This window comes from Cytobacillus gottheilii, assembly GCF_018582665.1.
Taxonomy (GTDB): domain Bacteria; phylum Bacillota; class Bacilli; order Bacillales; family Cytobacillaceae; genus Cytobacillus; species Cytobacillus gottheilii.
The window spans coordinates 2495412-2512862 of record NZ_CP071709.1; the positions used below are offsets into that span (position 1 = coordinate 2495412).

At 36.8% G+C, this 17451-nt stretch carries 16 protein-coding genes; 7 read left to right on the forward strand and 9 right to left on the reverse strand.

What is annotated here, in order from left to right; all coding sequences use genetic code 11:
- Positions 1 to 119: 119 nt before the first annotated feature.
- From J1899_RS12285 to J1899_RS12295, 3 genes are all read right to left on the reverse strand, one after another.
- The gene (locus J1899_RS12285) at positions 120 to 314 is read right to left on the reverse strand and encodes a cold-inducible protein YdjO-related protein (protein ID WP_246586471.1); all 195 of its coding nucleotides are present in this window, start codon (positions 312 to 314) and stop codon (positions 120 to 122) included.
- Positions 315 to 399: 85 nt separating this feature from the next.
- Positions 400 to 621, reverse strand: coding sequence for a hypothetical protein (locus J1899_RS12290; protein ID WP_214474010.1), 222 nt, complete (start codon positions 619 to 621; stop codon positions 400 to 402).
- A gap of 192 nt (positions 622 to 813) precedes the next feature.
- Positions 814 to 1992: an MFS transporter gene (locus tag J1899_RS12295; protein ID WP_214474011.1), complete on the reverse strand. Its 1179-nt coding sequence runs from the start codon at positions 1990 to 1992 to the stop codon at positions 814 to 816.
- A 381-nt stretch (positions 1993 to 2373) separates the two neighbouring features.
- Here J1899_RS12295 and J1899_RS12300 point away from each other — a divergent pair, with 381 nt between their 5' ends.
- The 3 genes from J1899_RS12300 to J1899_RS12310 all read left to right on the forward strand — a co-directional run bounded on the left by J1899_RS12300 (position 2374) and on the right by J1899_RS12310 (position 6335).
- Positions 2374 to 3591, forward strand: a complete 1218-nt coding sequence (locus J1899_RS12300; protein ID WP_214474013.1) for a NupC/NupG family nucleoside CNT transporter — start codon at positions 2374 to 2376, stop codon at positions 3589 to 3591.
- Between the two features lie 436 nt (positions 3592 to 4027).
- The gene (locus tag J1899_RS12305; protein ID WP_214474015.1) at positions 4028 to 5512 is read left to right on the forward strand and encodes an aldehyde dehydrogenase family protein; all 1485 of its coding nucleotides are present in this window, start codon (positions 4028 to 4030) and stop codon (positions 5510 to 5512) included.
- A 223-nt stretch (positions 5513 to 5735) separates the two neighbouring features.
- Entirely contained in the window at positions 5736 to 6335 is a 600-nt protein-coding gene (locus J1899_RS12310) for an SCO family protein (RefSeq protein ID WP_066445179.1), read from the forward strand.
- A 155-nt stretch (positions 6336 to 6490) separates the two neighbouring features.
- Here the strand turns inward: J1899_RS12310 and J1899_RS22740 are convergent, their stop codons facing one another.
- Entirely contained in the window at positions 6491 to 6625 is a 135-nt protein-coding gene (locus J1899_RS22740) for a hypothetical protein (RefSeq protein ID WP_257297442.1), read from the reverse strand.
- A gap of 245 nt (positions 6626 to 6870) precedes the next feature.
- Here J1899_RS22740 and J1899_RS12315 point away from each other — a divergent pair, with 245 nt between their 5' ends.
- Complete coding sequence (locus J1899_RS12315; RefSeq protein WP_214474025.1) at positions 6871 to 8490, forward strand: ABC-F family ATP-binding cassette domain-containing protein; 1620 nt, start codon at positions 6871 to 6873, stop codon at positions 8488 to 8490.
- 39 nt (positions 8491 to 8529) lie between these two features.
- On the opposite strand, the gene J1899_RS12320 is transcribed toward J1899_RS12315, so the two are convergent.
- From J1899_RS12320 to J1899_RS12330, 3 genes are all read right to left on the reverse strand, one after another.
- Complete coding sequence (locus tag J1899_RS12320; RefSeq protein ID WP_214474026.1) at positions 8530 to 8658, reverse strand: YuzL family protein; 129 nt, start codon at positions 8656 to 8658, stop codon at positions 8530 to 8532.
- A gap of 130 nt (positions 8659 to 8788) precedes the next feature.
- Positions 8789 to 9979, reverse strand: a complete 1191-nt coding sequence (locus tag J1899_RS12325) for a D-alanyl-D-alanine carboxypeptidase family protein (protein ID WP_066445173.1) — start codon at positions 9977 to 9979, stop codon at positions 8789 to 8791.
- Positions 9980 to 10271: 292 nt separating this feature from the next.
- Positions 10272 to 11222: a glycine-rich domain-containing protein gene (locus J1899_RS12330; protein WP_214474027.1), complete on the reverse strand. Its 951-nt coding sequence runs from the start codon at positions 11220 to 11222 to the stop codon at positions 10272 to 10274.
- Between the two features lie 234 nt (positions 11223 to 11456).
- On the opposite strand from J1899_RS12330, the gene J1899_RS12335 reads away from it, so the two are divergent.
- Positions 11457 to 11909 (forward strand): cupredoxin domain-containing protein, encoded by a 453-nt coding sequence (locus tag J1899_RS12335; RefSeq protein WP_214474028.1) that lies wholly within the window; start codon positions 11457 to 11459, stop codon positions 11907 to 11909.
- 211 nt (positions 11910 to 12120) lie between these two features.
- Here the strand turns inward: J1899_RS12335 and safA are convergent, their stop codons facing one another.
- Complete coding sequence (gene safA / locus J1899_RS12340; RefSeq protein ID WP_214478827.1) at positions 12121 to 12738, reverse strand: SafA/ExsA family spore coat assembly protein; 618 nt, start codon at positions 12736 to 12738, stop codon at positions 12121 to 12123.
- Positions 12739 to 13055: 317 nt separating this feature from the next.
- Between safA and pflB the strand changes: the two genes are divergently transcribed.
- Complete coding sequence (gene pflB / locus J1899_RS12345) at positions 13056 to 15281, forward strand: formate C-acetyltransferase (RefSeq protein WP_214474030.1); 2226 nt, start codon at positions 13056 to 13058, stop codon at positions 15279 to 15281.
- A 349-nt stretch (positions 15282 to 15630) separates the two neighbouring features.
- Positions 15631 to 16359, forward strand: coding sequence for a pyruvate formate-lyase-activating protein (pflA, locus tag J1899_RS12350; RefSeq protein WP_066445162.1), 729 nt, complete (start codon positions 15631 to 15633; stop codon positions 16357 to 16359).
- A 104-nt stretch (positions 16360 to 16463) separates the two neighbouring features.
- On the opposite strand, the gene J1899_RS12355 is transcribed toward pflA, so the two are convergent.
- Positions 16464 to 17144: a hypothetical protein gene (locus J1899_RS12355; RefSeq protein ID WP_214474032.1), complete on the reverse strand. Its 681-nt coding sequence runs from the start codon at positions 17142 to 17144 to the stop codon at positions 16464 to 16466.
- Positions 17145 to 17451 lie beyond the last annotated feature (307 nt).

Sequence of the window (17451 nt, forward strand, 5' to 3'; positions counted from 1 at the left end):
ATAAATCAGCAGCAAACCATTTTTTCCACCACATAAAGTGCAAGAGCAACAAGGTCTAATTATTAGATTTGTCTCCTGGAAGGAATTTAAAAGCCGTGAGACCATTAATCTTTTTCTTTTTAATTTTGAATTGCAGGCAGCTCCCTGATTTCCGCAGTCATCTCATTTCCACATAATGGACATTTTAAATCATCAGAAGCAAAATCCTTACGCATCCAGCCGTTGCAGCTATCAGTTGAACACGAGTACACTTCCGTATCCAGCATTACTATTTCCGGTGTATCATCTTGGCCTTTTCTGTTGAAGAACACCATAACGCCCCCTTTTATTGTTAGTATGGACAAATGAGGGGAAATTATGATAAAAATCCTTTTTTTACTATATTTATTGTTCGTCTAGCTACTCAGTTGCATCGTTTACGGTGTTTGAGTCAAGCTGTTTTGCATTTATTGATATTGCTATATCAACATCCTCTATATAACCTTGTGAGTTTTCGCTGTCGTACGGAGCAACACTATTTTGTTCATCACCAATTAATCCTGATGAAAAATCATCAAACGGAATATATTCATCTGTTTCAATATGAAAGATTTCTCGCATTGGAATATTTTCATTCTGCATTACTGAATCCTCCCTTCTCCATTTATTGTTAAACATATTTTTGAATAACATACAGAAACGAAGAAAAAACTTGTTTTTCAGATCCAGAAATCAGAGTGAAAGTGATAAGAACAAACTGCATAATTTAAGAGCGAAACTCCGTAATTTTTTTTAGATAATAATAAAAGCCCTCCATAACAGAGGACTTCAACTTTAGCCAGAAGTAACAATGTATTTCTTTTGTTCCGCTTTTTGCATCTGTATCAGACCGATTGTAAGAATAACGCCCAATAACGCTAAAATGGCAAAAAATAAGTAAACATGAAAAATGCTGTACTCTTCAAAAATAATTCCTCCCAAAAACGTACAAAACCAGTTGCCTAACCCATTTCCAATCGCAGAATATAGCGTAATTGCTGTAGCCGTTATGTGTAAAGGTGTTATTTGTCTTAAATACTGGAGTGCAGCAGGAATAAATAAACCGATTGATATCCCTTGAAATACAGCTGTTGCATATACAACCCATAAACTTGGCTCTGTAAAATAAAGAAGCCAGCGGATTAAGGAAACACAAGATGCAAGTAACATGATTCTCAGCAAACCAAGTCTTTGAATCAGTCCCCCAGCAGCTTTCATAAAGGGAGCTTCCGATAAAACAGCAATTAAAAAGGCTACCCCTATGCCCGTATAGGTCCCTCCGCTTCCTTCAATAAAAAGACCAAAATACGTATTGTTGGCTAGATTAGGTCCAAAAATCAAAAACGTAACGATCAGGAAAAGCAGAAATTTTTTCATGGTCAGAATCTCTTTTACGCCCAGCAGCAGATTGGGCTTCTGCGTCTTTTTTTCCGTTGGCATCTTCCACGCTAAAAGGGAAGCAAGCACCAGTGCTGAAAAAAAGGAAATAAAAATAACCTGGTTATTCCATTCTGAAAGTCTGCCCATGATAAAGACAGCAAGTCCGAAACCCAAAGATCCAAACAAACGAATATTGCCGTAATTGTAACCGACTTTGCTTGTGTAGCTAATAGAAATACTATCTGAAACTGGGATGATTGCACTCTGAAAAATGGCCACAAGAACCGCAATAAAAAAGATCGCAGTATATCCGCTAAAAGCTATATATCCTAAAGCAAAGCTCCCTGCGATAAAAGTAGTAAGAGTCAGAATTTTAATTGGCGCGTTTGTTTTATCAGAAATCATCCCCCATAACGGCTGAAAAAAGATCATTACAACGGGATTTATCGACATAATGAGGCCAATTTGATATCCATTTAAGTTTTCTGCTTCACTTAAATAAACGCTTAATAACGGCATCATGCTTCCAACCGCAAAGAAGGTAAGCAAGTAAAATCCCTGCATGGTTACAATTGTTTTTCTTATTGATGTCATAGTCAATCACCATTTCTTTAAAAATTCGTATAAGTTCCATTTAGCTGCCCTAATTTAGCATAAAATCTATTTTAGCACTATTTAATATGCAAAAGAGAGTAGTTTAACCATTTTTTATGCTAATTGCACTTGAAATTCTTTTGAAAAAGGCCATTGTTATGATGTATTGGAATGCTTCAACTATTATTCATATCCTCCCTATTCCGTATTTCTATTCTATAATTTTAAAAAAAATAAAAATAACTCTTTACTGAAAACGGATTCATGTTACAATATTAAACGAACAAGTTGGATGTCAGACGTCTGTTCTCCAAGGAACCGTTTACAGTTAACTTGTACAAGTCTATACAACTACGAATCTATCAATTGAGGTGTTAAACAATGAATATTATTTGGGGATTATTTGGGATATTTACGATTTTCATGATTGCCTTTTTAATGTCAGAAAACCGTAAAGCCATTAATGTCCGTACCATTATTGGCGGTCTTCTCATCCAATTTATATTTGCTTTTCTTGTACTAAAATGGGATCTAGGCAAAGCTGCACTTGAAAAAGTAACATATGCAGTCAATGATGTAGTCGGCTATGCAAATGAAGGAATTAACTTTCTATTTGGCGGATTTTTTCAAGAAGGAACTAATATAGGATCCGTTTTTGCTTTTCAGGTTCTTCCAGTCGTCATTTTCTTTTCATCGCTAATTTCTGTGCTCTATTATACAGGGATTATGCAGGTCGTTATTAAGTTTATCGGTGGCGGTCTTTCCAAACTGCTAGGCACAAGCAAGGCAGAATCCATCTCAGCTGCTGCTAATATTTTCGTCGGACAAACCGAAGCTCCTTTAATCGTTCGCCCTTTTATTAATAGAATGACAAAGTCAGAGCTTTTTGCTGTCATGACCGGCGGACTTGCTTCTGTAGCAGGTTCTGTCTTAATCGGTTATTCATTGCTTGGTGTCCCTTTAGAATATTTACTGGCAGCCAGCTTTATGGCAGCACCTGCTGGTTTAATTATGGCTAAAATGATGATTCCTGAAACGGAAAAATCTGAAACTACAGATGACATTACAATTGAAAAAGATACTGATTCTGTAAATGTTGTAGATGCAGCCGCTAAAGGAGCAAGTGTCGGTTTACAGCTTGCTTTGAATATCGGAGCTATGTTATTGGCATTTATAGCTTTAGTCGCATTAATTAATGGTTTATTCGGCTTTGTTGGCGGCCTATTTGGATATGAAAACCTAACAATTGAAATGCTTTTAGGTTACATATTTTCTCCTCTGGCTTTTGCCATCGGTGTTCCATGGGCTGAAGCCGTTCAGGCTGGCGGCTACATTGGCCAGAAGCTTGTGTTAAATGAATTTGTTGCATATTCTGATTTTGCACCAGAAATCGGCAATTTATCTGAGAAGACATCTCTAATTATTAGCTTTGCACTTTGCGGCTTTGCTAATATTTCTTCAATGGCAATTCTGCTAGGCGGACTTGGAAATCTGGCTCCTGATAGAAGAAATGATATTGCTAAGCTTGGATTGAAAGCTGTTATTGCTGGAGCTCTCGCTTCCCTCTTAAGTGCTGCGATTGCTGGAATGCTATTTTAATGAATATGAGTCTAAGTCTTACTTTTCTTAGCCATTAATAGACCCGAACTATTAACAGATATTTGCCCCTTTTATCTGTTTAATGGTTCGGGTCTTTTTGTGCGCTTTGCTTACAAAATTTAGATTTGCAGAAACGGAACGGAGCACCTCGATTCTGGAAAGAAATAGAAGAAAGATTGCGCATTTAGGAAGCGAGAATCCGTCACAGTAGAACGAACAGCGCATATTATGATCATTCGTCTTTTCAATTGATTATTTATAATTGTCCCTACCTCATCTTCTAATCTATTTGTAAATAGTAGATTATGTCAAAATTTATCAGAATTTTTATACTATTCTTTATTGAAAGTTTATTAGTAGAAATGATAACATATTTATGTAAGCGTTTCCTTTTGTTGTTTTACCTACTTTATTAATGATTTAGGAGGAATTGCAGATGAGTCAATTAACGGCAGCATTAAAAGAAAAAGTTGAGAGATTCCTATCAGGGAAAAAGAAACTTTATATCAATGGACAATTCGTAGAAAGTAAATTGGAGAAAACCTTTGAAACTTTTAACCCGGCAACTGGTGAAGTTCTTGCACACGTATATGAAGCCACATCAGAAGATATAGACCTGGCAGTTCAGGCGGCCCGTCGAGCGTTTGATGAAGGAAGCTGGTCTAAACTGACTGCTGCAGAAAGAAGCCGTCTAATGTATAAACTGGCTGATTTAATGGAAGAAAACAGTGAAGAACTTGCCCAATTAGAAACGCTTGATAACGGGAAACCGATTCGGGAAACCTCTGCAGCAGACATTCCGCTTGCCATTGAGCATATGCGCTATTATGCAGGCTGGTCTACTAAGATCACTGGCCAAACCATTCCTGTTAACGGTTCTTACTTTAACTATACTAGACATGAAGCTGTAGGGGTTGTCGGTCAGATAATTCCTTGGAACTTCCCTCTTCTAATGGCAATGTGGAAGCTTGGTGCTGCCTTGGCAACAGGATGTTCAGTTGTGCTGAAGCCTGCTGAGCAGACTCCATTGACCGCTCTCTATTTGGCTGAATTAATTGATGAAGCAGGCTTTCCTGAAGGAGCAATAAATATTGTTCCTGGATTTGGAGAAACAGCTGGACAGCCGCTTGTAGATCACCCTCTTGTTGATAAAATTGCTTTTACCGGTTCGACAGAAGTAGGAAAAATGATTATGAAAAATGCTTCAAAAACATTGAAACGAGTTACGTTAGAGCTTGGAGGCAAATCACCGAACATCATTCTGCCTGATGCAGATTTAACGAAAGCTATTCCTGGTGCTCTAAATGGGGTTATGTTTAATCAGGGACAAGTTTGCTGTGCTGGTTCTCGTGTTTTTATTCAGAAGAAACATTACGACAACGTCGTTTCTGATATGGCCAGCCATGCTCAATCAATTAAACAAGGGGCTGGCTTGCACAGTGACACGGAAATTGGACCGCTTGTTTCAACCGAGCAGCAAAAACGTGTTCTTGGCTATATTGAAAAAGGAGTAAACGAAGGTGCTGAATTGCTTGTAGGCGGAAATAAACCTCAGGAACAAGGCTACTTTGTCTCTCCTACCATTTTCGCTAACGTCAATGATGACATGACTATTGCCAAAGAAGAAATTTTTGGACCTGTCATTTCAGCAATGCCTTACGACGATTTAGATGAATTAATTGCCCGTGCAAACAAGAGTGAATATGGTCTTGCAGCTGGAGTTTGGACGCAGGATATTAAGAACGGTCATTATATTGCAAACCGCTTGCGTGCTGGTACAGTCTGGGTAAATTGCTACAACGTTTTTGATGCTGCATCTCCATTTGGCGGCTATAAACAATCCGGTATGGGCCGTGAAATGGGCTCCTATGCACTGGATAATTACACAGAAGTCAAAAGTGTATGGATTAATATGAATTGATTCTAACAAAACCGGGAAGAACTCTTTCCCGGTTTTAAATATGCCAAAATTGAACGAAATACATCTTGGTGTCGTTCACATTCCTCACTCCCCCTTCCACCTATCAATAATCGAATATAAACAAAGTGACATTTCACACATTTGTCACTTTATTAGCGTGTTCACATATTATCCATAGGAATATTTTACGGTATTCATTATCTTAATAGTGGGAGGGGAAATCATGAAAAAGATCTATATCATTTGCAGTTTAATTGTGGCAGTGGGGATTACTGCAGGGATTTCATTTTTTATCATTCGTGATCATATGGCGACAATTCCAGAAAATACAACCCTTGTGACCATGAATGGAGAAACATATGATTTTGCTCAGTCGGAAAAGAAATTAAAGCTAGTGGAATTCATGTATACTCATTGCCCTGATATTTGTCCGACGACAACGCAAAAAATGAATTTATTAAAAAGTGACTTACAAAAAGAAGGTGTTTTTGGGGAGAATGTACAGTTTCTAACCATTACGATAGACCCCTATCGTGACACTCCTGAAATCATGAAAAATTATATGAATACTTTTGAAATTGAAGATGATGGTAATTGGATTATGCTTACTGGCGATCAAGATGGTATGAAGCAAGATCAGCAAGAAATACTTGATCTGGCAAATACCTTCAAATTCCAATACCGAGATCCGGGAGATGGTTTTTTTGTACATAGCACATTTGTATATCTATTAGACGAGAATAATCGTTATATTAAGAAATTTCCAATGGGAGAAGAATTCAGCAAAGAAGAAGTTTACAATAAAATTATGAATGAAATCTGAATATGACCTTTATCAAACAAAAAAGCGGATGCTTATGCACTCGCTTTTTTGTATTTATATGTAGTTTCTCATGACGCCGCTAAATAAAAGCTTCATTCGGCGCCAAGCTTAAATGGAGCCAGCTCCAGCTTTTGTCACCCATACAAGATCTATGTTTAATTCGTGGCAGTAGGCAATGTTTTACTTGCATGTAAGGACAAAATTGCTTGAGTTCTTGGCTTTGTAAAGCTAACTTTAATTCCCGACTTTTTTAATCGATTAACTAATTCTACCAGCTGCTTTTTGGCCATTTGACATACTCTCCTTCTTACCTGCCGTTTATAAATTCATTGTACAGGATAAATATGAAAAAACTATGAACAATTTTAAAAAAATTGTTCTTTTTTATGATTTTCTTTTTTACTATTTTCCCTGCAGCAGTTCTTGTAAACGTTCTGCATTAACTAATTCTCTGCGTTTTCGTTAATTCCTTTATAATCTGCACTGTAAATGTTATAATTCTAGAGATTATGTACATTTGGAGGAATTTAAATAAATGTTAAGTGTTAGCAATGTCAGTCTTCGTTATGGAGATCGTAAGCTTTTTGAAGACGTTAATATTAAATTTACACCTGGGAACTGCTACGGTTTGATCGGAGCAAATGGTGCGGGAAAATCTACCTTTTTAAAAATTGTTTCTGGTGAGATTGAATCCCAAACTGGTCAGGTTTCATTGGGACCAGGCGAACGTCTGGCAGTTTTGAAGCAAAACCATTTTGAATACGAAGAACACGAAGTTTTAAAAACCGTTATTATGGGTCATGCTCGCTTATATGAAGTTATGCAAGAGAAGGACGCAATTTACATGAAAGCTGACTTTACAGACGAGGATGGTATGAAAGCAGCTGAACTTGAAGGTGAATTCGCTGAACTTAATGGATGGGAAGCAGAGTCTGAAGCAGCTATTTTGCTAAAAGGATTAGGTATTGAAGAAGATCTTCATACGAAAACAATGGCTGATCTCTCTGGTTCTGAAAAGGTGAAAGTTCTTCTTGCTCAAGCTCTATTTGGTAAACCAGATGTACTACTTCTTGATGAGCCGACAAACCATTTGGATATTAAGGCGATACAATGGCTTGAAGAGTTCTTAATTAATTTTGAGAATACTGTTATCGTTGTCTCTCATGACCGTCACTTCTTAAATAAAGTTTGTACGCATATTGCCGATTTAGATTTCGGAAAAATTCAAATCTATGTAGGGAACTATGATTTCTGGTACGAATCTAGCCAGCTTGCACAGAGAATGGCTTCTGATGCAAACAAAAAGAAGGAAGAAAAAATAAAAGAACTGCAAAACTTTATTGCTCGTTTCAGCGCTAATGCTTCAAAATCGAAACAAGCTACTTCCCGTAAGAAGCTGTTAGATAAAATTACATTAGATGATATTAGACCATCATCCCGCCGTTATCCTTTTGTAGGTTTCACACCTGACCGTGAAATCGGGAACGACCTTCTTCGTGTTGATGGAATCAGCAAAACGATTGATGGTGTCAAAGTACTTGATAACATTAGCTTTATTATGAATAAAGACGATAAAATTGCCTTAGTCGGCACAAACGAATTAGCAAAAACAACCCTCTTTAAAATCCTTGCAGGAGAAATCGAGCCTGATGAAGGTACTTTCAAGTGGGGTGTTACTACATCACAATCTTATTTTCCTGGCGATAACTCGAAGTATTTTGAAAATAGTGATGTGAATCTTGTTGATTGGCTGCGTCAATTTTCGCCTAACGATCAAAGCGAAAGCTTCCTGCGCGGTTTCTTAGGCAGAATGCTCTTTTCTGGGGAAGAAGTTTTGAAAAACGCAAATGTTCTTTCCGGAGGAGAAAAAGTTCGTTGTATGCTCTCAAAAATGATGCTTAGCGGCTCTAATGTCCTGATGCTTGATGAGCCGACAAACCACCTTGACTTAGAATCCATTACTGCATTAAATAATGGGTTAATTAATTTTAAGGGATCAATGATCTTTGCTTCGCATGACCATCAATTTATTCAGACCATTGCTAATCGTATTATTGAATTAACTCCTTCTGGAATTATCGACAAGCAAATGACTTACGATGAATATCTTGAAGATCATGATTTGCAGAAAAAGGTAGCTGGAATGTATAAATAATACCGAAGGAGTCAGCAAATAGGCTGACTCCTTTTTTTATCAATGCTTTTTTGTTTTATGACGGGCTGATGATGAACTAATGCCTGATTCCGACTGTGTCGTGCCCTGCCCTTTTACTTCAGGAGCACTTAATCCGGTCTTTGATGGATCCTTCTTTCGCTTTCCCATTTCTAACACCTCCATTCTTATAGTTCTTCTATGGCTCTTTTTTATTCTTCAAAAGAAATTCTGGCATCCTGCTTCAAAAAATAAAAAAAGAGAATTGCTCATAAAAGCAATTCTCGCCAGACTATAGTTCCTAAAGTCTTTTTAATTTACGGACGCCGACTATAATCATTACAAGAATTCCAGCAGCTAAAAATGCATTCACAACCCAGTTTTTATTATCCTCGCTTTTTTCTTCAGCTAGAGGAGGCGCTGCACTTTTTAAATGCTGTGATATATTCTCTTCTGAAGGTTTACGGTGAAGCTGAATGGACTGCACATACGTACGATCCTCATTAAAAAATTGCAGCTCTCCATTATCTGATAACTCTTCCCTATACTCATTGTTGGATGGAACGGTAACTTCAATTGTTTGTCCATTTGTTGTATAGACATTTTCTTTATCCTGATAGACTTCATTTTTATCGATACGTTCATGGACATAGGTATTAAATCCATAATCAAAAATCTTTATTGTGTCTTGATAGATATCACGCTTGAAATCGGCTTTTAGGGCAATAGCGGTTAAATTTAATGACCCGTTAGAGGCAGTTGTAGCCAGCGTTTGCTTTGATTCATTTACAAATCCAGTTTTTCCGCCTGTCACCCATTCGTATGGATACTGACCTAGTAGCATTAAATGGTGCGTATATAAAGTAGTATCCCACGATTCTCCCAGCCACTTCAATTCTGTTTCACCAAAAATGGCTCGAAAGGTTTCATTTTGCATTGCATAATTCGTAATTAAAGCTAAATCTTCTGCAGTTGTATAATGATCATCGCTGTATAAACCATGTGGGTTAGTAAAATGAGTGTTTTTCACTCCTATTTTTTCTTCTAAGAATTCATTTAAATGTTTTGAAAATTGATCGATATTTCCGTCAGTGTATTCAGCAATTGTCCATGCTGCATCATTTCCCGAGTTAATTAGCATTCCCTGAAGCAGTTTCAAAAGAGAAACCTGCTCTCCTTCTTCTAAATAAACACGAGTACCAACAACATTTCTTGCAGCCTCACTAACAGTCACAATATCTGATAAATCTCCTTTTTCGAGTGCGTAGATCGCAGTAGCTATTTTCGTTAAGCTCGCAGGAGCCATTTTTTCCTGTGCATTTTTCTCATAGAGGATTGCACCTGTATCTGAATCCATTAAAATAGCGGCTTCGCTGACGATTTCAGGATGCCCTTCTTTTTTTTCTTCAGAAATTTCATTTTCAGCGTAAGTGTAAGTTGAAAAAGGAATCATAATTAAAGATATTAGAACAAATAATATTAGTTTCTTCACAAATAAACACATCCAATACTTAGCCTTTAACCTTTATAGATTGTACCAAAATATTGTCTGTGATTTATAAATGAAATTAAATTGTTAATAAAATGAAATGTTTCTTCCTTTTTTTGAAAAAAATGAGAATTAGTAAGTTTAATGTCCTATTTGAAGTCTCTGTATCTAATTCTTTTTACTTAGATTCTTACCATAAAAGAGATACCTCCGCATATTTTATTTGATTACAATTAAAAAAACCTGTCTAATGACAGGAATTTTAATATTGGCATCTGGTCAGTGTTATCGCTTATTAACTGCTGCACCCTCCGCCGCCGCAGCTCGAACAGCTTGAACCTCCACCGCTATCTGAATCTGATGAACTGCTGCACCCAAACCCGGAGCAGGATGATCCTCCTCCTGCATAGTGATCCTTCGTCATTTCTTTCGGCATGTATTCATGCATATGATCTTCAAAAAGATCAGGTTCGTATAGAGAATAAAAGATAATCGCACTCGAAGCATACATATATACTTGAGATTTGTCCGTCCCTTTTTCAAGGGTCAATAAATCTCCATTGTTCATTAAACGATTCGCTTCATTCATTTCATCTTTCATCTTGTGAATTAGATACATTTTTACATCCATGTATTCTTTGCCTGTATTAAAATATTTTTCAAGCAACGCTTCTTCATCCTTATTGCGAAAATCACTAAGAATTTCTTTTTTCATTGGATGTTTAAGAAATGCTCCCCAAATGATCTTACTGTTTTCTTCTACGTTAAATAAACTTAAATAGACCCAATCAAAAAATGCACGTTCTCCAGGAATTGGAGCAGTATTTAAGTTTGGCGCATGGTGTAAATATCCTCCAAAGAACGAATTGCAAAATTGCTGATACTCTCTTGTAAACATCAGCATTTCATGCCAGACCTCATCAGCCTTTGCACTGAACATTGGAACAGATTTTAGAATGGCATTCATGACAAAATACCTTTTCAGCTCATAAATTGCCCAGTCAACCTGAAGAGAAGACGTTTTTGGAAACTCTCTTAATACTCTGTTAAGCACATTGTCTTCATACGAAAATGGCAGTGACTGCTCAAGTTTTTCTTCAATTGGCATTGCAGCTGTTATTTGCAGGCCTAAATCATCTGGTACTGGTGTTTTCTTTAAAGTCCCAATTCGTTTTTTAGGTCTGTTTGTTGCTGTAAGGATCACAGCTAAGAAGATCATTATAAAAATAACAATAAAAAATTCCATGCCTCTCCCCCATTTCTTTAGAAAAACATCAAAATTAAAGGAACTGGTATTTAACCATAAGTTATATTTAAATTTTTACACTTTTCCCTCTTTTTGTCTACATGGAAATCACTATGTTCATGTTAAAAAAATGTTTTCTAGATTTTCTAAAAAAAAACATGAAAATAGACAAGTTTGCCTGTCTATTTCGCATACCTTTATAATGGACAAACTATTTGAGGGGGAGAATAAGGAATGACATTTTTTGTATTAAAAAAGAGAACAATTATCTTGTTTTTGGCTGTGTTAACTGTAGTTGCAAGTGCAGCAGCAGTTATTTACACAAGATCTGAAAATGTTACTGCATTCAGTCCTGCTGCAGGTGAGAATGTCAGAGACATTCACATGGTAACAGGCGAATTTACAACAAACACTGCTGATGGAAAAGAGATGGAAGTTTACCGCTGGGATCCCGGTACCATATTTGTTGAAAAAGGCGAAAATGTAAATTTGAAAATTTTAGGTGTTAATGGAAGTGAGCATCCATTTTACATTGAAGGTACAGACATAAAAGGTGTTGTTAAAAAAGGAGAGGAAACCGTAGTACCATTAAATTTTGCAAAAGAAGGAACATATAAGCTCATTTGTAATGTTCATTCCCACCATGAAAATCATGGTACGATGATTGCATATATCGTGGTAGATTAAAAAATTGACAGATTGTAATATTTTATCAAGTTACCTTATTAAGACAAAACCAGAAAGAAAACGGCTTAGTTTGATTCCACATACATTTTCACATCAATTACCTGCTTCGCATAATCATTCTCAGCTGCTCATTTCCAACTATTTAATATGCAAAAAAGGATGTCCTCAATTTAGATTGGACATCCTTTTTAATGGATAAATACTAATCTTTTTATTTTGAAATAAACATCTGTGTCCAGTAATGGCCATATGATCCGCCTTTTACGTAACCAACACCCATTTGCGTGTAGCTTGAAGAAAGAATATTTTTACGGTGCCCTTCACTATTCATCCACGCAGTCACAACTGCTTGGGCTGAAGTTTGACCTGCAGCTATATTTTCACCAGCTGTTTTATACGTGATTCCAAAGTTTTTAATCATTTGAAATGGTGTACCATACGTTGGTGAATTATGGTCAAAGTAATTCTTATTAATCATATCTTGAGATTTGTATCTAGCAACTCTTGCAAGCTCCCAATTTGATGTTAATGGTTTTAAACCATATTTGGCTCTTTCTTGATTTACCAGCTTTAAAACTTCTTCTTCAATCGTTAATGTAGAAGCTGATAAAGATGGTATATTAAGCTTTTGACCAGGATATATCATATTAGGATTTGAAACAGATGGATTTGCACTTATAATCTCAGAAACTCCAACCTGATATTTTAACGCAATTTTCCACATCGTGTCTCCTGTCTGAACACTGTGTACAGACGCTGCAGATGCTGAGGTATAAATTCCAAAGACTAGAGTAACAGACAACATGAAAGTTAGAAGTAGTTTTTTCATAGTCTTAATTAAAACAGATAACTTGCTAATTAAATAGCGGTAAATGTTGCCGAAGTTGCCTAAATTCATTAAAGTCCCCCATAGATTACTATATATAACAGTTCATGTTTTATGACCTATTAATATAATACAGTTATTTATTTATCACTACGTTCATAGTGTTAAATAAATAACAAATCTATATTTACCAAGTGTTCACAATACGTTCATAATTATTGTGATTGTTTTCACAATAAATCTGTTATACTCAAATTGTAGTTAAGTTGTATCAACTGTTATAAGATATTTAAAATCATTTTTACAGAGGTGACTTGATAATGAAACAATGGAATGGTTTTACTGACGGCAAATGGAATAAAGAAGTAAATGTCCGCGATTTTATTCTTCAGAATTTTAAGCCTTATGATGGAGATGAGTCATTCTTAGTCGGTTCAACTGATGGAACTGACCAATTATGGGAACAAGTTATGGATCTTACAAAGCAGGAGAGAGAAAATGGCGGTGTCCTTGACATGGATACTGAAATTGTTTCAACGATTACTTCACATGGACCTGGCTATTTAAACAAGGATTTAGAAAAGGTAGTTGGTGTACAAACTGATAAACCTTTCAAACGTTCCCTGCAGCCATTTGGCGGTGTACGCATGGCTGTGCAAGCTTGTGAATCATATGGATTTGAAGCAAGCAAAGAAATGGAAAAAATCTTTACAGAATTCCGTAAAACACACAACCAAGGTGTATTTGATGCTTATTCAGATGAAATGAAATTAGCTAGAAAAGCGGCAATTATTACCGGACTTCCAGATGCTTATGGCCGCGGCAGAATCATTGGTGACTATAGACGCGTAGCTTTATATGGAGTTAACCGCTTAATTCAAGCTAAGAAAGAAGATATCAAAAATTTAAGCAGCGTAATGTCTGAAGAAACAATTCGTCTTCGCGAGGAGCTTTCAGAGCAAGTGCGGGCTCTCAATGAATTAAAACAACTTGCTGCAAGCTATGGCTTTGACATTTCAGAACCTGCAAACAATGCGGCAGAAGCATTCCAATGGCTATACTTTGGTTACCTTGCTGCCATTAAAGAACAAAATGGTGCGGCAATGAGCCTTGGACGTGTATCTACATTCCTTGATATTTATATAGAAAGAGATATCGAGAATGGTACCCTTACTGAAGTTGAAGCACAAGAAATTGTTGATCATTTCATCATGAAGCTTCGTTTAGTAAAATTTGCACGTACACCTGATTATAACGACCTATTCAGCGGAGACCCTACTTGGGTGACTGAATCAATCGGCGGTATGGCAATTGACGGCCGTCCGCTTGTAACAAAAAACTCATTTCGTTTCCTTCATACATTAAAGAACCTTGGACCAGCACCAGAGCCAAATTTAACGGTTCTATGGTCCAAAGATCTTCCTGAAGGATTTAAGAAATATTGTGCGATGATGTCAATTGATACGAGTTCTATCCAATACGAAAATGATGACATCATGCGACCAGAGTATGGTGATGATTATGGAATTGCCTGCTGTGTATCTGCAATGGAAATCGGCAAACAAATGCAATTCTTCGGAGCACGCGCCAATCTTGCAAAAGCATTATTATATGCGATTAACGGCGGCGTAGATGAAAAACTGAAAATCCAGGTAGCTCCTACCTTCTCTCCGATTACTTCTGATGTACTTGATTATGAAGAAGTAATGCAAAAGTTTGATAATGTTATGGAGTGGCTCGCAGGATTATATATCAACACTTTAAATGTAATTCACTACATGCATGACAAATACAGCTATGAGCGAATTGAAATGGCATTACATGATACAGAAATTCTTCGCACGATGGCAACAGGTATCGCTGGATTGAGTGTTGTAGCTGATTCATTAAGTGCCATTAAACATGCAAAAGTTAAAGTAATCCGTGATGAAAATGGAGTGGCTGTTGATTTTGAAACAGAAGGTGAATATCCACAATACGGAAACAACGATGATCGTGTAGACAGCATCGCGGTTGATATTGTAGAAACTTTCATGACAAAGCTTCGCAAACACCAGACATACCGCAATTCATTGCATACAATGTCAATCTTAACCATTACTTCTAACGTCGTTTATGGTAAGAAAACTGGCAACACACCTGATGGCCGCCGTGCTGGTGAACCATTTGCACCTGGTGCAAACCCAATGCATGGCCGTGACCGTAAAGGAACACTTGCTTCCTTATCATCTGTAGCAAAGCTCCCTTACGATTACGCACAGGATGGTATTTCTAATACCTTCTCAATCGTCCCTAAAGCTCTTGGTAAAGATGATGAGTCAAGAAAAAGCAACCTTGTTTCCATCCTTGATGGGTATTCCATTAAAGAAGGCCACCATTTAAATGTTAACGTATTTAACAGAGAAACACTTTTAGACGCTATGGAACACCCTGAAGAATACCCGCAGCTAACCATTCGTGTCTCAGGATACGCAGTAAACTTTATTAAACTAACAAAAGAACAGCAACTAGACGTAATCAACAGAACCTTCCACGAAACAATGTAACAAGAAAAGCGAAAGCGCCTTGCTCAGCCCCGACAAGCATAAGGCAAGACAGACGGAAGGTCGTTCTTTGACCTTTTGACTGGATTGACTTATGACCTCGAGGGGCTAGGCGCTGCAGCTAGACAACATGAAATGCGGAAGGCGCTCGCCTAGGGACGACAAGCTTAAGACAAGATGGCTAGAAGGTTGTTCTTTAACCTTCAGGACAGATTGGCTTAAGACCTCGAGTCCCTAGCGCCTGCAGCTGGACAAACAGAAAAGCGGAAGCGCTCGACCTTCTTACAATGAGAAATCAGCTTCGCCTGATTTCTCCCCTTCTATACTCTTGAATCATGAAAGGAAGATCACAATGAACGGAAATATACATTCTATAGAAACCTTTGGAACAGTTGATGGACCAGGCATTCGATATGTCATTTTTACGCAGGGGTGCCTTCTGCGCTGCCAATTCTGTCATAACGCAGATACTTGGGAGATTGGCACAGGTAAACAAATGTCTGTTTCCGAAATCATTGCTGATTTAAAGACATACCTTCCTTTCATTGAATCATCAGGCGGAGGTATTACAGTCAGCGGCGGAGAACCTTTATTGCAGCTGCCCTTTTTAATCGAATTATTCAAGGAATGCAAAAAGCTTGGTATCCATACTACTATTGACTCTTCAGGAGGATGCTATTCCACCTCCCCTCATTTCCAGAATCAATTAAAAGAAGTACTGAAATACACAGATTTAATATTGCTTGATCTTAAGCATATTGATAAAGACAAACATAAGAAATTAACTGGATTAACGAACGAGCATATTTTGTCATTTGCCAAATTTTTATCAGAGCAACAGATCCCTGTTTGGGTTCGGCATGTACTTGTTCCAACAATATCAGATTCTGAAGAAGATTTGCTCAATTTAGGCCGCTTTATTAGCACTTTAAATAACGTTAAAAAGGTAGAAGTATTGCCTTATCATAAACTTGGTGTTTATAAATGGGAAGCACTTGGATTAGACTACCCTTTAAAGGATATTGAACCACCAAGCGAAGAAGTAGCTGAGTGGGCTTATCAGCTATTAACATCACAATAATACGAAAAAGCATTCCTCTTGATCAGGAATGCTTTTTTCATACATGTATGAGTGATTAGTGTATATTTCATTTACTGTCCATTGTACAGAAAACATCAACATAATTAATGATTAATAATTAGTCTGCCGTTTTTATATTCAATATGATAACCTGTATATTCATCAAAGTTAACAGTAATGCTGGCACCTGTACGAATAGCTAGATTAATATTATCTTCCAACCCTTTGTCCTTATAAAAACTGTGTTTTTGAATGGCAAAGCTTTTATACTCCGGATCAATAGACAAACTGCCGGTTGAAAACCCACCGATTGGCTCGCCATTCTTAATCAGTGTAAATACATCAGAATTTTTAATACCATACAAGGATGCATCAATGTTTGCAGCAGCATCGATTAAATCTGCAAGATTACTATATTTTGTTTTATCTTCAATTAAATGATAGGTATCTCCTTCTGGAGATACAATTGTCTCAGGATCCTCATTTTTGTCTTCCGTCTTTCCTTCTTGCTTTTCATCATTAGCTGGCTCGGTTTCAGATTGATGATCAACTTCTTCTTTTACTGTTTCTTCTGTTTCACTAGGATCTTCCCTATTTAACTCATTATTAGATTCAGTTTCTTCCTCTTCAGTTTCAGGTACAGCATCCTGACTGTCACTTTTAATCTCCTCATTTACTTGCTCTTCGTTTGCAGAAGCATCATCTGGTCTGCCTTCATAATAAAAAGCTCCTGCAGCAGAAAAGAACAAAGCCGCTACTAAAGTATAAATCCATTTTTTCTTCAAAATCATTCACTCCTTTTTGTTGCTTTCATTTGTTTACTTATTAGACGATGCAAAAAACGTAAAAGTTGATAATTTATTTAAAAATATTTCAAAAATGTTACAAAATGATTTCAATATCTATCTATCTTTCTACATTTGACGTAATATTTGATGAAAAGTTACAGATATTTCACTTTAACCTGAATTCTTTGTCTTAAACCTATTTCATTAGGAGTTTAGATTCACCAATCAAAAATAGGACTTTTTTAAAGTACTTTTTAAAAAGGAGATGATAAGCAATCATAGAAAAAAGGACAAAAAAACCCAA